Raw genomic sequence first — 12861 nt, forward strand, 5'->3', positions numbered from 1 at the left:
GGGGCCGGGGCCGGGGCCGGCGTGGCCGACGGTGCCACCGCCTGCGCCGACGTGCCGGCCGCCCCGCTTGCCTGCGCGTGAGCGAGCTGCGGTGCAACGAACCCGTCGACTGCGGCGACGGACATCAACATGCTTGCCGCCAGCGCGGCCAGTGAACGCTTCGTCATACCCCACTCCAGTTCTTTCGGTAAACTTAATACTTCAGTTCGAGACGGTTTTCCCCGGCCCGGCTCGCGCCGGGCCGCCCACTGCATTAATTCAGATTGAACGAGAACGGCACCTGGACCCGCACCGATTGGCCCTGCGCGACGCACTTGAACCGTTTCACGGTGTTGTAGGCGGCGCGATCGAGGATCGGATCGGCGGACTGCGCCACGCGCTCGTTCGTGATGTTCCCTTCCGCATCCACGACGAATTCGATCGTCACGTCGCCCGTGATGTTGTTTTCCTGCGCTTCCTTCGGGTACTGGATCGACGCGCGAAGCGTGTCCGAATTCGGGCAGACGACACCCACGTCATGGCTGACCGGCTTGGCCGGCGCCGGAGCGGGCGCCACGACCGGTGCCTGCACGGCCGGCGCGGAGGGTATCGGTGCCGACTGGTGCGTGATCGTCGCCTGCGGCGGCGCCTGCACCGGCACTTCCGGCGGCGGGACGAACGGCGGTGGCGGCGGCGCGAATTTCGGCGGCGGGAGCTTGACCACGGGCATCGGCGGTGGCGGCGGCGGCTTGACCGGCTCGATGATGCGGGTTTCGATCGGATGCTGGATCACCTGCACGACTTTCGTCGCGAGGCCGTTGAGCAATGCGTAGATCAGCACTGCATGCAGCACCAGGACGATTCCGATGCCGCCGAACCGGCGCACCGGATTCTGCTGCTTCCTGCCGAACTCTCGCGGACGCCCCAGCATAGCCAGTCCGCTGTTCGAAGTAGCCAGACGTTCTTCGACTTTCATGCCCACCATCCATCCCCCAAGCGATTCGCCCAGTTTCGGGTTGCGGCCGGTTGCGAAGCCAGGTCGGCATCGCCTCCGCTTCAACCCGAAGATTTCATTTCAAATTCAATTTGCAATCCGAATTGAAAGAATCAAATTCGAATTCCAATTAATTCGTTTTCAAGGAATCGTTCCGGCCGGCGTGGCCCGGTGTGTCGCACCGGAAATCCACGCGCCTGCACGTTCAGGCAATTGTCAGCTGAGCTGGCGCGATCTGGCGTTTCGTTTTCGCAGACGGTTCGCCGTTCGTTACACGGTGGTGTCAATAGCGCCGTTCACTTGGGTGCAGAAGATAGCAAGGAAAAAATTTTGCCGTCAAACTTTATTTGATGCCCGAATACAAAGTTTGGAGGGTTTATTCAAATAATATTCCGGTAAGCATAAATCCAGCTTCTATTATTGAAGTAGTAATTGTTTTGTATGGGTATATACGAAATCGAATATTCAGCCCTTTCGACATAAATATTCTCGTATTTCCCACGCCGCACCAAAATGGTTCGCCCCGGAAAAACGGGCAAGGCGCACCCCTTCGCGTCGCCAACGCCGGCATCGGTCGTCCAGTGCCCCCGCCCACCCTCCTCCAGCCGGCCGGCACGGCTCCATGCGCACGTCGAGCGCGCGAATAACCAATCGCTTGATTAATCTGCAATCCGATACAAAGAGAGGCGAACCTTCATCACGTGAAAGTCCGCCGAACAATTTCGGATATCGAATTAACTGTCGCGGATGACGCCACGCGCCCCGCACACGACCAAGCCGTCCACGCATCGGCGCGCACGCGTGCGAAGCGCCCCCGCGCCTCGCCGCATGCGCCTCGCGCTCAGGACTGCATGCCCTGCATCCTGTGCGAAAAATGCGCGCGCTCGGCCGTCTCCATCAGCGTCAGGAATTCGTCCTGCGTCATGTGGATCAGTGCTTCGTGGTCGCCGGCCTCGAAATAGACATCCGGCTGCTGCGCAAGGCGTTCCTCGAGGAACGTTTTCATCCCGTACGCCATGCAGACCGGCGGCAGCGCGCCCATGTCGCAATCCTTGAACAGTTCGCGCAGTTCGACCTCCCGGGCGAGCACGAGATGGCGGCCCGTCTTCACCCAAAGATCCGACAGGCGCACGGCGTGCGTCGTCGGCAACACGGCGGCGACGTAGCCCTCGTCGTCCTCGAGAAGCACGGTTTTCGCGAGGCGATCGCCGGGAATATGCGCGGCGGCGGCCGTCTCCATGCTCGTATGGCTATAGGGGTGGTACACGACTTCGTACCGCGATGACTTCTGACGCAGGCAATCCTGCAGGGTGGCTGACACGGACATGGCACACCTCGTCTGACGAATCGAGCGAACGGCGTTCGCACCGGATTCGTTCAGCATAGTTCGCATTCGGGCCGATGGAAATCGCCGCCGCGCCCCTTCGTCATTCGGGCTCCAGCCCAGGTTCCAACCCCTTTTCACGCAGCCATTCGCGGTTGAAAAGCCGCGCTCGATAGATGTCGCCGCGATCGCACAGCAAGGTCACGATCGTGTGCCCCGGGCCCATCCGGCGGGCCAGCCAGACCGCCGCCGCGACGTTGATGCCGCTCGAGCCGCCGACGTACAGCCCTTCCTCGCGCAGCAGCCGGTAGACCATCTTCACGCACTGCGTATCGTCGATCCGCACGGCGTCATCGATCGGCGCACCGGCGAGATTCGCAGTGACGCGCGTCGAGCCGATGCCTTCGGTGATCGAGTTGCCTTCGGCGCTGAGATCGCCCGTTTTCACGTAACCGTAGAGCCCGCTGCCGTGGGGATCGGCCAGTACGATCCGGACCTCCGGATTCTGCTCCTTCAGGTAGCGGCTCACGCCCGCCAGCGTGCCGCCCGTGCCGGTCGCGCAGACGAATGCATCGACCGTGCCCGCGGTGTCGCGCCAGATTTCCGGCCCCGTCGTCTCGTAGTGCGCCTGCCGGTTGACGACGTTGTCGAACTGGTTGGCCCATACCGCGTTGTCGAGTTCGTCCGCAAGCCGCCCGGCAATCTTCTGATAGTTGTTCGGGTCGCGGTACGGCGCCGCCGGCGCCGGGCGCACGTCGGCGCCGAGCGTGCGCAGGATCGCCATCTTGTCCGGCGATTGCGTGTCGGGAATCACGATCACGCAGTGATAACCGCGCGCCGCGCAGATATGCGCAAGACCGATGCCCGTGTTGCCGGCCGTGCCCTCGACGACGGTGCCGCCCGGCTTCAGCGCGCCGCGCTGCTCGGCGTCGCGGATGATGTAGAGCGCCGCGCGATCCTTCACCGATCCGCCCGGATTCATGAATTCCGCCTTGCCCAGGATCTCGCAGCCCGTTTCCGCGCTGAGCTTCGCCAGCCGGATCAACGGTGTGCGACCCACGCAGTCGACGAAACCTTGTCGCACGTCCATTTCGCCCTCCTTTGCATTCGCGCTCGCGCGCCATACACAACGAAGGATAGGACGCACCCGCCGCTTTCGGCGCCGGCCGCCGCGTACTAAGCTTGGAGAGCCCATTGCGGCGCGCGCGCCGCATCGCCAGACGAGGTCCGCCATGCCGCAATTGCACACCGTCGCCGTCGACAAGCCCGAGGCCATGAATTTCATCCTTGGCCAGTCGCATTTCATCAAGTCCGTCGAGGACATCCACGAGACGCTGGTCGGCACCGTGCCCGGCATCCGTTTCGGGCTCGCGTTCTGCGAGGCATCGGGCAAGCGGCTCGTGCGCCGTTCCGGCACCGATGCGGAGCTCGTCGAACTCGCGTGCCGCAACGCCCTCGCGATCGGCGCCGGTCACGCTTTCATCGTGTTCCTCGGCGACGGTTTCTATCCGGTCAACGTGCTCAATGCGATCAAGGCCGTGCCGGAGGTCTGCCGAATCTACTGCGCGACCGCGAACCCGACCGACGTGATCGTCGCGGAAACCGCGCAGGGACGCGGGATCGTCGGCGTCGTCGACGGTTTTCCGCCTCTCGGCGTCGAGAACGACGACGACGTGCGCTGGCGCAAGGATCTGCTGCGCACGATCGGATACAAGGCGTAGAAGCGAGCCGCCGGGGGCGGACGGTTCATGATCGCGTCGCCCCTGCCGGGGCCTTTCCTGCAGACTCTGCTGCATCAAAGGCGCGTTCGCGCCCGGGATTTCAGGACGCAGGAAAACCGGACCGTTAGTTGCATTTGAGAGAACGGGATACGCTTTCGCTTGCGTCGCGTCGCTGTCGCCCGGCTGTCCTATACTGGCCGCTACAGGCCGCAGCAGACTGACCGACGGCCGTACCGACGCACCCGTCCGCGGCCGCCGCCCCTTCCCGGAGAAACGCATGCATTACCAGCTGATCTACGAACTCGTCGACGATTACCTGTCGCGGCGCGAACCGTTCCGCGCGGAGCACCTCGCGCTCGCGCAGGCCGCGACCGAGCGCGGCGAGCTCATGCTCGCCGGCGCGCTGGCGGACCCGGCCGACCAGGCCGTGCTCGTGTTCGAAGGCGATTCGCCGGAAGCGGCCGAGTCGTTCGCGCGCGCCGATCCGTACGTGCAGAACGGCCTCGTGAAATCCTGGCGCGTGCGCCCGTGGCGCGTCGTGGTCGGCAAGCACGCGCCGCGCTAGGCACGAAGAACGGCTACAGCCACCCTGCCCGCTTGAAACGCCACCACAGCGCGAAATCGGCAACGACCATCACGGCAATGCAGCCATAGAAGCCGTATTTCAGGTGCAGCTCGGGCATGTTCGCGAAGTTCATCCCGTAGATGCCGGCGATCATCGTCGGTATCGCGAACAGCGCGGCGAACGAGCCGAGCCGCTTGGTCACCTCGTTCTCGGCGAGCGAGATCATTCCGAGGTTGACCTGGATCGCCGTCACGACCATCTCGCGCCGCCCTTCGATCGTCTTCACGATCCGTTGCAGATGGTCGTACACGTCGCGGAAGTAATGCTCCATCCCGCTGCATATCTGCGGGATGCGTCCGCCCGTGAGCTTCGCGAGCGGCTCGATCAGCGGCGCCGTGTGCTGATGCAGCAACACGAGGCGGCGCTTCAGCGAATAGAGATCCTCGATGATCGCGCGCGACGATGCGAGCGTGGCCTTCGTGAAGATGCGGTCCTCGAGTTCCTCGAGCTCCGCGCCGAGCGTTTCGAGGATCGGGAAATAGCGGTCGACGACCTGGTCCATCAGCGCGTAGAACACGAACGCCGAGCCTTCCTGCAGCAGATGCGGCTCGCGCTCGCAGCGCTTGCGCACGTCGCGGAAGTCCTGCTCGGTGTGGTTGCGGATCGACAGCACATAGTTCGGGCCGACGAACACGTTCAGCTCGCCCACCTTGAGTTCGCCGTCATCGTCGAGCTCGACCATATGCAGCACCGCGAACAGCGAATCGCCGTACTCCTCGATCTTCGGCCGCTGGTGCCCCTTGCGGGCGTCCTCGAGCGCGAGCTCGTGCAGCGAGAACTCCTCGCCCATCAGGTCGATTTCGTCGGGTGTCGGATCCTTCAGCGCGACCCATACGAAGCATTCGGGCTTCGACACGTAGTCGCTGATGGCGTCGATATCGATGTCGGCCAGCTTGCGGCCGTCCTGGTATGCAGCACAGTTGATCAGCATGTTGTCCGTGATGTTGCCGTTTGCGCATCAGTTTACCGTTTTGCTGCGCGGGCGGCCCGGCTTGCGCGGCACGCCGATATTGGTCATGATCGTGCTGCGTGCGCCGCAGCACGCGTACCAACGCACTTCGGCACGTGCGCCGCACTGCCGTGCGGCCCAACCATCAAGGAGACAGACCCATGTGGTATTTCTCGTGGATACTCGGCATCGGCGTGGCACTCGGTTTCGGCATCGTCAACGCGATGTGGCTGGAAGCGGAAGTGTTCTCGCGCGGCGACAAGCGCAGCGACGCGTCGGGCCAGGAGGCGGGGAGCAAGTATTCGTGACGCACCTGGTGTTCTTTTGCGGTCACGCCGGCACCGGCAAGACCACGCTCGCGAAGCGGCTCATCGGGCCGCTGATGCGCGCGACCGGCGAGGCTTTCTGCCTGCTCGACAAGGACACGCTGTACGGCCGCTACAGCTCGGCCGCGATGGGCGCGCTCACCGCGGATCCGAACGACCGCGACAGCCCGCTTTACCTGAAACATCTGCGCGATCCCGAATACCACGGCCTGCTCGATACCGCCCGTGAAAATCTCGCGCTCGGCATCAGCGTGATCGTGGTCGGCCCGCTGTCGCGCGAAGTGCGCGACCGGCGCATCCTCGACCGCGCATGGCTCGGCATCGCGCCCGACGTCACGCTGACGGTCGTCTGGGTCCACACGTCGGAAGACACCGCGCACGCGCGGATCGTCGCGCGCGGCAACCCGAACGATGCGTACAAGCTCGCGCACTGGGACGAATACCGGCAGCGCCGCTTCGTGCCGACCGGCCACGAATGCGACGGCATCGTGATGTTCGACAACACCGCGCCATCCGACACGGACGTCGACGCATTGCTGTACCGCATCGTGCCGCCCGCGCCCGCGGCGACGATCGTCCCGCCGTTGCCGGCCTGACCGGCACCCTTCTCTCTCCCCAAAAAAACAACGCCGGAAGCGCTGCTGCGCTCCCGGCGTCGTACGGCCCTCGTGCCAGAGGCTGGCGGGTGGTCAGGCCACCGCGTGCACGCGCTCCATCGTGCCGCCTTCGTACAGCTTGCCGAAGCGGTTCGACAGGAACGCCTTCAGCGATACCTTTTCCTGCGGGATGAAACCGCTCTGCGGCAGCTTCTTCTCGCGGAACAGATCCAGCACCGCGCACATCGCGCCGGCCGTCGTGATCTGGATCGCGCTCATGTGCATCCCGCACACGTCCTTCGCGAAGATCTTGCGCGTGAACACGTCTTGCACGAGCTGGCCGTCCTTCACGCCCGTCACCGTGACGAACACGAGCACGACGTCCTGCTTCGTCGACGGCACCGCGCGGCGCATGATCGACTTCAGCGTGTCGCGGTCGGTCGACAGGCGCAGGTCCTCCAGCAGGAACTGGACGAGCTCGCGGTGGCCCGGGTAGCGCACCGACTTGTAGTCGAGCGTCTCGACCTTGCCCGACAGCGTCTCGCACAGCGTGCCGAGGCCGCCCGACGTGTTGAACGCTTCGTATTCGGTGCCGTCGAGCGAGAAGTGCTCGAGGCCTTCGAGCGGCTGCACCCACTGCTTGCGGCCGTCGCGGATCGCTTCGCACGGCTGGCAGTATTCGTTGATCAGGCCGTCGACGCTCCACGTCAGGTTGTACTTCAGCGCGTTGGTCGGATACTCGGGCAGCGCGCCGACGCGCATCTTCACGTCGCGCACTTCGCTGAAGCCGTTCACGAGCTCGTGCGCGGCGATGCCGATGAAGCCCGGCGCGAGGCCGCACTGCGGCATGAACGCACGGTCGGAGCCGTCGGCCAGTTCGCGGATCGCGTGGGTCGCGCGCACGTCTTCGGTCAGGTCGAAGTAATGGACGCCGGCAGCCTTCGCGGCGGCGGCGACGTTGACCGCGAGGTAATAAGGCAGCGCGTTGACGAGCGCATCGAAGCCCTTCACTGCTTCGCGAATCGCGTTCGCGTCGGCCGAATCGACCCGTTGCGTCGCGATGCCTTCGCGCGACAGCTTCGCGAGCGCATCCGCATCGCGGTCGAACGCGACGACTTCGTAGTCGCCCGTTTCGCGCAGCATGTGAGCAATGGTGTGGCCGATCAGACCTGCGCCGACGATGGCGATTTTCATGCGCTTATCTCCTGATGATGGGTTTGGTGTTGTGGACGGCGTCGAGCCATGAACACAGTTTAGGGACGCGCAAAATCAGTTCCAAGACGAAGAATGATGCGAAACGACCGATAATTTCGACGTTACGACGAACAATTTCGTCGAAATGTCGAAACAGCGTATTTATCCCGCTGCCGGCCTCGCTATGGCTGGCCTAAGTCTCCCGTTTCAGACTGCATGCCGACCACTCGATCGCCAAGGAGGCATCGCATGCAATCCCTGCCCGTCAATCGCGCGTCGCACTGGCTGAACAAGGTGCCCGACGTCGCGCTGTCGTTCTGGATCATCAAGATCATGTCGACCACCGTCGGCGAAACCGGCGCGGACTTTCTCGCGGTCAACGCGGGCCTCGGCCAGACCGTCACGCGCATCGCGATGGCGTCGCTGCTCGCGATCGCGCTGTGGCTTCAGTTGCGCACGCGCCGCTACGTGCCGTGGATCTATTGGCTCACGGTGGTGCTGGTCAGCATCGTCGGCACGCAGATCACCGACCTGCTCACCGACGGCCTGAACGTCAGCCTGTATGCAAGCACGGCAGCGTTTGCCGTCGCGCTCGCGGCGATCTTCTTCGTGTGGCATCGCGTCGAAGGCTCGCTGTCGATCGACACGATCGTCACGCCGCGGCGCGAACTGTTCTACTGGGCCGCGATCCTCTGCACGTTCGCGCTCGGCACCGCCGCGGGCGATCTCGCGACCGAAGCGCTCGGGCTCGGCTTCACGCTCGGCGCGCTGTGCTTCGGCGCGTTGATCGCGACCGTGTTCGTGATGTGGCGGCTCGGTGCCAATGCAACGCTGGCGTTCTGGATCGCGTACATCCTGACGCGCCCGTTCGGCGCCTCGCTCGGCGACCTGCTCACGCAGGCCCGCGCATACGGCGGGCTCGGCTTCGGCGCCGCGTGGACGAGCCTGCTGTTCCTGACCGTGATCGTGCTGCTCGTCGCCGTCGCGCAGTTCGGCAGCGGCCCGCATACGCGCGCCGGCGCGGCCGAATGACCCCCTTTCCTTTCCGTTCATCGAATCGAGGACACTCCATGCGCTTCCCGTATTCCGTTTCCCGTCTCGCCGTTGCCGCGGCCACGATTGCCGTGCTGGGCGCCGCCGCCGGCTGCTCGAAGCAACAGGATGCGAACGCATCGACAGCGGTGCCCGCACCGGCCGCGGCGTCGTCCGCGGCGGCCCGCGCATCGAAGCTCGGCGACCTGTCGCAGTTCCGCACGATCGCCGCCGACGTCGACACGCTCGTCGGCAAGGGCGACCTGGCCGGCGCGAAGGCGCGCATCAAGGATCTCGAGATCGCGTGGGATGCGGCCGAGGCCGGCCTCAAGCCGCGCGCGGCCGCCGACTGGCATATGGTCGATCAGGAGATCGACCGCGCGCTGTCCGCGCTGCGCGCCGACCATCCGACCCAGGCCGATTCGGCCGCCGCGATGAAGAACCTGCTCGCGGCCTTCGACCGGTTCGGCGGCAAATAAGCGTTGCGCCGGGCGCGCGGCGCGTGACGCACGCCCGGGAATCGCATACGCTGGCGGCGATTGCGCGGCACGGAGAACACGCATGCGAATACTGCTCGTCGAAGACGACCCGATGATCGGCGAGGCGATCCATGCCGCGCTGAAGGACGCGTCGTACGCCACCGACTGGGTCACCGACGGCGTGCGCGCGCTGACCGCGTTCGCGGCGCAGCCCTACGACCTGATCCTGCTCGATCTCGGCCTGCCCGGCCGCGACGGGCTCGACGTGCTGGCCGGCATACGTGCGAAGGACGCCAGCGCGCCGCTGCTGATCGTCACCGCGCGCGACGGTCTCGACGACCGCCTGCGCGGCCTCGACGGCGGCGCCGACGATTACATCGTGAAGCCGTTCGAGATGGCCGAGCTGCTCGCGCGGATTCGCGTTGCGATCCGGCGGCGGGCCGGCTCAGCCGCGCCGCTGCTGAGCAACGGCATCGTGTCGCTCGACCCGGCGACGCGCGAAGCCGCCGTCGACGGGCAAGCGCCCGTCCCGCTGTCGAATCGCGAGTTCTCGCTACTGCGCGCGCTGCTGGTGCGCCCCGGCGCGATCCTGTCGCGCCGCGAGCTCGAGGATCGCCTGTACGGCTGGGGCGAGGAAGTCGAAAGCAACGCGGTCGAATTCCTGATCCATTCGCTGCGCCGCAAGCTCGGCAGCACCGTGATCAAGAACGTCAGGGGGGCGGGATGGATGGTTTCAAGAAGCGCCTGAGCGAGTCGATCGGGTTCCGGCTGTCGGTCGCGCTGTCGGCCGCGATCCTGGTCGTCGCGACGGCCGCGGCCGCGTTCGCGTTTTCATCGGCGTTCGACGAAGCGCACGAATTGCAGGACGACGTGTTGCGCGAGGTCGCGACGCTGCTCGACCGCGAGCGCGCGCCCTCGCCCCGTGCCGCCGGCGCCGGGCCCGCGCGCGAAAGCGACGAACTGTCGCGCGTGATCGTGCAGCCGCTGCCGGTCGGCGGCGCGCCGCAACCGAGCGCCGACGGTACGCCGCGGCTTGCTCTGCCGCCGACGCTCGCCGACGGGCTGCATACGGTCGATGTCGGCGGCAACGCGTATCGCGTGATAATCCATACGCTCGCGAACGGCGAGCGCATCGCGGTCGCGCAGGAAGCCGGCATGCGCGACGACGTCGCGCGCGAAAGCGCGTGGCGCACCGCGCTGCCGCTGCTGATCCTCGTGCCGATCCTGCTGCTGCTCGTCGCCGATCTCGTGCGCAAGCTGTTCCGCCCGGTGGCCGTGCTGTCCGCCGGCATCGACGCGCGCGACGAGCACGACCTGCGCCCGGTGCCGGCCGATCACGTGCCGGCCGAGGTGCGGCCGTTCGTCGTCGCGATCAACCGGATGCTCGCGCGCGTCGCGCAATCGGTCGACGCGCAGCGCCGCTTCGTCGCCGACGCCGCGCACGAGTTGCGCTCGCCGCTCACGGCGATGTCGCTGCAGGCCGAGCGCCTGGCCGACAGCGACCTGCCGGACGATGCGCGCGCCCGGCTCGCCGCGCTGCGCGGCGGGCTCGACCGCAGCCGCCACCTGATCGGGCAGCTCCTCGCGCTCGCGCGCGCGCAAAGCGCACCGGCCGCGCCGCCCGGCGCCGTATCGGTGCATGCGATCTATCGCCGCGTGCTGGAAGACCTGATGCCGCTCGCCGACGCGAAGACACTCGATATCGGCATCGACGACGGCCCGGACACCCGCGTGCCCGTCGACGAGCTCGAACTCACGTCGCTGGTCATGAATCTGGTCGACAACGCGATCCGCTACACGCCGTCCGGCGGACGCGTGGACCTGTCGACGCAACAAACCGACACGCACGCGTGCGTGACGATTGCCGACACCGGGCCGGGCATCGCGCCGCACGAACGCGCGCGCGTGTTCGATCCGTTCTACCGGGTGCCCGGCAACGCGCAGATCGGCTCCGGGCTCGGCCTGTCGATCGTGAAGATCCTCGCGGACCGGATGGGCGCCGACATCGCGCTCGCGTATGCGGACGAACGGGCATCGCGCGGGCTGCGGGTCTCGGTGCGGATTCCGCTCGCGCGGCCGCCCGGCGCGGCCCGATAACCACGCCGACGCGCCGGCGCAACACACGCGGCGCGACGCACATCGGACCTGGGCATCACCCGCCGATCGTCCCGCGATCGATCTTGCGCGACAGGATGATCGACGTCGTCGTGCGTTCGACGCCTTCGAGCGTGCCGATCTGGTCGAGCAGGTCGTTGAGCCGCTCGGGCGAATCGGCGCGCAGCCACGCGACGTAGTCGTATTCGCCGCTCACCGCGCACAGCAACTGCACTTCGGGCATCCGGTCGAGCTTGCGCAACACGTCCTTGCCGAACTTCGGCGTGAGGATGATGCCGACATAAGCGTAAATGCTCGCGTCGAGCACGTCCTGCCCGAGCCGGACGCTGTAGCCGGCGATCACATTGGTGCGTTCGAGCCGCGCGATACGTGCGACGACCGTCGTGCGCGCGACGTCGAGCTGGCGCGCGAGATCCGCGACGCTCGCGCGCGCATCGGCTTGCAGCAGCGCGACGAGTTGCCGGTCGAGATCGTCGAGTTGGTCGAGGCGGGGTGGACGCATGAGGCTGGGCCGGCATGCGACGCGCCGGCTAAGTGGAAGGTGACGCGATGATAGCGCCGAACGCCGGTACGCCCAAACGGCATCGCACGACCGCGCAATCGCGCGCCGTCATGTGGCCGCGCCGCCTTGTCCGTGCGCGACGACCGCATCCGGATCGCGCTTGCCGCCCCCCTTGCCGCCCACTTGCCGCTCCCGGCGCCGGTACGCGCCGGACCATCGCCAGCCCCGCTGCCGACCCGCCATGTCCCTTTCAATTTCCATTCGTATCGGATGTAAGCAAGTGTCGCTTTCGCTGCCGCGCCGCACGCAACGTGCTACTAATAATGTGCGACGCGAAATGCGTGCTTTCGGCAATTGCCGCCGCGCCCGCTCGCAAGACACCACCCCGGAGAGCCAATCATGAAGAAAATCTCGCTCACCCTCGCTACGCTCGCCGTTGCAGCCAGCGCGTTCGCGCAAACCCCGGCGCAGCCGCAGACGCCCGCTGCGGCCACGACGGCCGCGGCGTCGGCTCCGAGCGCCGAGCAGCGCGCGGCACGCCACGAAGCGCGTGTCGAGCAGCGCATCAAGTACCTGCACGACCAGTTGAAGATCACGTCGGCGCAGGAACCGCAATGGAAGACGTTCGCCGACACGATGCGCGACAACGGCGAAACGATGGGCCGCCTCTATCGCGACCGGATGGCCAAGCACGACGTCTCCGCGATCGATGACATGAAGCAGTATGCGGAACTGTCGCAGGCGAACGCCGACGGCGCGAAGAAGCTCGCCGACGCATTCGCGCCGCTCTACGAGAGCTTCCCGGCCGAGCAGAAGGCGCTGGCCGACACGACGTTCCGCAGCTGGCTGAGCCATGGCGGCGAGCACCGCGGCAAGGCCAAGACGAAGGGCAAGGAAGGCAAGGCGGCAGCCGCGCCGGCCGCAAGCGCACCCGCGCAACCCTGACGCCCTCCCCGCCGGCGCCGCGCTGCCCGTTACGGGCCGAACGGCGCCGCGCATCCTGCCGGCGGTCGGCGCGCGTCACA

General features: G+C 66.3%; 16 protein-coding genes. 10 read left to right on the plus strand and 6 right to left on the minus strand.

All coding sequences use genetic code 11. From position 1 onward, the window contains the following. Positions 1-253 precede the first annotated feature (253 nt). The gene (locus tag GD429_RS33275; protein WP_152863533.1) at positions 254-955 is read right to left on the minus strand and encodes an energy transducer TonB; all 702 of its coding nucleotides are present in this window, start codon (positions 953-955) and stop codon (positions 254-256) included. Here GD429_RS33275 and GD429_RS33280 point away from each other — a divergent pair. After that, positions 954-1361: a hypothetical protein gene (locus GD429_RS33280; RefSeq protein WP_152863535.1), complete on the plus strand. Its 408-nt coding sequence runs from the start codon at positions 954-956 to the stop codon at positions 1359-1361. The genes GD429_RS33275 and GD429_RS33280 overlap by 2 nt on opposite strands. Positions 1362-1814: 453 nt before the next feature. Here the strand turns inward: GD429_RS33280 and GD429_RS33285 are convergent, their stop codons facing one another. After that, positions 1815-2300, minus strand: coding sequence for an aminoacyl-tRNA deacylase (locus GD429_RS33285; protein ID WP_152863537.1), 486 nt, complete (start codon positions 2298-2300; stop codon positions 1815-1817). 100 nt (positions 2301-2400) lie between these two features. Next, positions 2401-3387: a cysteine synthase A gene (locus GD429_RS33290; protein ID WP_152863652.1), complete on the minus strand. Its 987-nt coding sequence runs from the start codon at positions 3385-3387 to the stop codon at positions 2401-2403. A gap of 142 nt (positions 3388-3529) precedes the next feature. Between GD429_RS33290 and GD429_RS33295 the strand changes: the two genes are divergently transcribed. Continuing rightward, positions 3530-4018, plus strand: coding sequence for an adenosine-specific kinase (locus tag GD429_RS33295; RefSeq protein ID WP_152863539.1), 489 nt, complete (start codon positions 3530-3532; stop codon positions 4016-4018). Between the two features lie 277 nt (positions 4019-4295). After that, the gene (locus tag GD429_RS33300; protein WP_152863541.1) at positions 4296-4583 is read left to right on the plus strand and encodes a YciI-like protein; all 288 of its coding nucleotides are present in this window, start codon (positions 4296-4298) and stop codon (positions 4581-4583) included. A 13-nt stretch (positions 4584-4596) separates the two neighbouring features. Here the strand turns inward: GD429_RS33300 and corA are convergent, their stop codons facing one another. Beyond that, positions 4597-5574, minus strand: a complete 978-nt coding sequence (gene corA, locus GD429_RS33305) for a magnesium/cobalt transporter CorA (RefSeq protein ID WP_152863543.1) — start codon at positions 5572-5574, stop codon at positions 4597-4599. Positions 5575-5753: 179 nt separating this feature from the next. On the opposite strand from corA, the gene cydX reads away from it, so the two are divergent. Both cydX and GD429_RS33315 read left to right on the plus strand, forming a co-directional pair. Next, a complete protein-coding gene (gene cydX, locus GD429_RS33310; protein WP_152863545.1) occupies positions 5754-5900 on the plus strand; it encodes a cytochrome bd-I oxidase subunit CydX in 147 nt (48 codons plus the stop codon). Next, entirely contained in the window at positions 5897-6514 is a 618-nt protein-coding gene (locus GD429_RS33315; protein ID WP_258281747.1) for an AAA family ATPase, read from the plus strand. Before cydX ends, GD429_RS33315 begins: the two co-directional genes overlap by 4 nt. A 93-nt stretch (positions 6515-6607) precedes the next feature. Here the strand turns inward: GD429_RS33315 and GD429_RS33320 are convergent, their stop codons facing one another. After that, positions 6608-7708 carry a saccharopine dehydrogenase family protein gene (locus GD429_RS33320; protein ID WP_034181371.1) on the minus strand — a complete coding sequence of 367 codons (1101 nt, stop codon included), beginning with the start codon at positions 7706-7708 and terminating at the stop codon, positions 6608-6610. A gap of 249 nt (positions 7709-7957) precedes the next feature. Between GD429_RS33320 and GD429_RS33325 the strand changes: the two genes are divergently transcribed. The 4 genes from GD429_RS33325 (at position 7958) to GD429_RS33340 (ending at position 11316) form a co-directional block, all read left to right on the plus strand. Then, positions 7958-8740 carry a hypothetical protein gene (locus GD429_RS33325; protein WP_152863547.1) on the plus strand — a complete coding sequence of 261 codons (783 nt, stop codon included), beginning with the start codon at positions 7958-7960 and terminating at the stop codon, positions 8738-8740. Between the two features lie 38 nt (positions 8741-8778). Next, complete coding sequence (locus tag GD429_RS33330) at positions 8779-9219, plus strand: hypothetical protein (RefSeq protein WP_152863549.1); 441 nt, start codon at positions 8779-8781, stop codon at positions 9217-9219. Between the two features lie 82 nt (positions 9220-9301). Beyond that, positions 9302-9967: a response regulator transcription factor gene (locus GD429_RS33335; protein ID WP_152863551.1), complete on the plus strand. Its 666-nt coding sequence runs from the start codon at positions 9302-9304 to the stop codon at positions 9965-9967. Next, the gene (locus tag GD429_RS33340; RefSeq protein ID WP_152863553.1) at positions 9943-11316 is read left to right on the plus strand and encodes a sensor histidine kinase; all 1374 of its coding nucleotides are present in this window, start codon (positions 9943-9945) and stop codon (positions 11314-11316) included. Before GD429_RS33335 ends, GD429_RS33340 begins: the two co-directional genes overlap by 25 nt. Positions 11317-11371: 55 nt before the next feature. On the opposite strand, the gene GD429_RS33345 is transcribed toward GD429_RS33340, so the two are convergent. Next, a complete protein-coding gene (locus GD429_RS33345) occupies positions 11372-11836 on the minus strand; it encodes an Lrp/AsnC family transcriptional regulator (RefSeq protein ID WP_006481526.1) in 465 nt (154 codons plus the stop codon). A gap of 399 nt (positions 11837-12235) precedes the next feature. Between GD429_RS33345 and GD429_RS33350 the strand changes: the two genes are divergently transcribed. Next, on the plus strand, positions 12236-12781 hold the full coding sequence (locus tag GD429_RS33350; protein ID WP_152863555.1) for a Spy/CpxP family protein refolding chaperone: 546 nt from the start codon (positions 12236-12238) through the stop codon (positions 12779-12781). Positions 12782-12861 lie beyond the last annotated feature (80 nt).

It is taken from the genome of Burkholderia sp. BE17 (assembly GCF_009362305.1).
GTDB lineage: Bacteria > Pseudomonadota > Gammaproteobacteria > Burkholderiales > Burkholderiaceae > Burkholderia > Burkholderia pyrrocinia_C.

Coding starts and splice junctions, on each gene's coding strand:
- GD429_RS33280 (WP_152863535.1), top strand. CDS start 954: ATGCCCACCATCCATCCCCCAAGCGATTCGCCCAGTTTCGGGTTGCGG.
- GD429_RS33275 (WP_152863533.1), bottom strand. CDS start 955: ATGAAAGTCGAAGAACGTCTGGCTACTTCGAACAGCGGACTGGCTATG.
- GD429_RS33285 (WP_152863537.1), bottom strand. CDS start 2,300: ATGTCCGTGTCAGCCACCCTGCAGGATTGCCTGCGTCAGAAGTCATCG.
- GD429_RS33290 (WP_152863652.1), bottom strand. CDS start 3,387: ATGGACGTGCGACAAGGTTTCGTCGACTGCGTGGGTCGCACACCGTTG.
- GD429_RS33295 (WP_152863539.1), top strand. CDS start 3,530: ATGCCGCAATTGCACACCGTCGCCGTCGACAAGCCCGAGGCCATGAAT.
- GD429_RS33300 (WP_152863541.1), top strand. CDS start 4,296: ATGCATTACCAGCTGATCTACGAACTCGTCGACGATTACCTGTCGCGG.
- corA (WP_152863543.1), bottom strand. CDS start 5,574: ATGCTGATCAACTGTGCTGCATACCAGGACGGCCGCAAGCTGGCCGAC.
- cydX (WP_152863545.1), top strand. CDS start 5,754: ATGTGGTATTTCTCGTGGATACTCGGCATCGGCGTGGCACTCGGTTTC.
- GD429_RS33320 (WP_034181371.1), bottom strand. CDS start 7,708: ATGAAAATCGCCATCGTCGGCGCAGGTCTGATCGGCCACACCATTGCT.
- GD429_RS33325 (WP_152863547.1), top strand. CDS start 7,958: ATGCAATCCCTGCCCGTCAATCGCGCGTCGCACTGGCTGAACAAGGTG.
- GD429_RS33330 (WP_152863549.1), top strand. CDS start 8,779: ATGCGCTTCCCGTATTCCGTTTCCCGTCTCGCCGTTGCCGCGGCCACG.
- GD429_RS33335 (WP_152863551.1), top strand. CDS start 9,302: ATGCGAATACTGCTCGTCGAAGACGACCCGATGATCGGCGAGGCGATC.
- GD429_RS33340 (WP_152863553.1), top strand. CDS start 9,943: ATGGATGGTTTCAAGAAGCGCCTGAGCGAGTCGATCGGGTTCCGGCTG.
- GD429_RS33345 (WP_006481526.1), bottom strand. CDS start 11,836: ATGCGTCCACCCCGCCTCGACCAACTCGACGATCTCGACCGGCAACTC.
- GD429_RS33350 (WP_152863555.1), top strand. CDS start 12,236: ATGAAGAAAATCTCGCTCACCCTCGCTACGCTCGCCGTTGCAGCCAGC.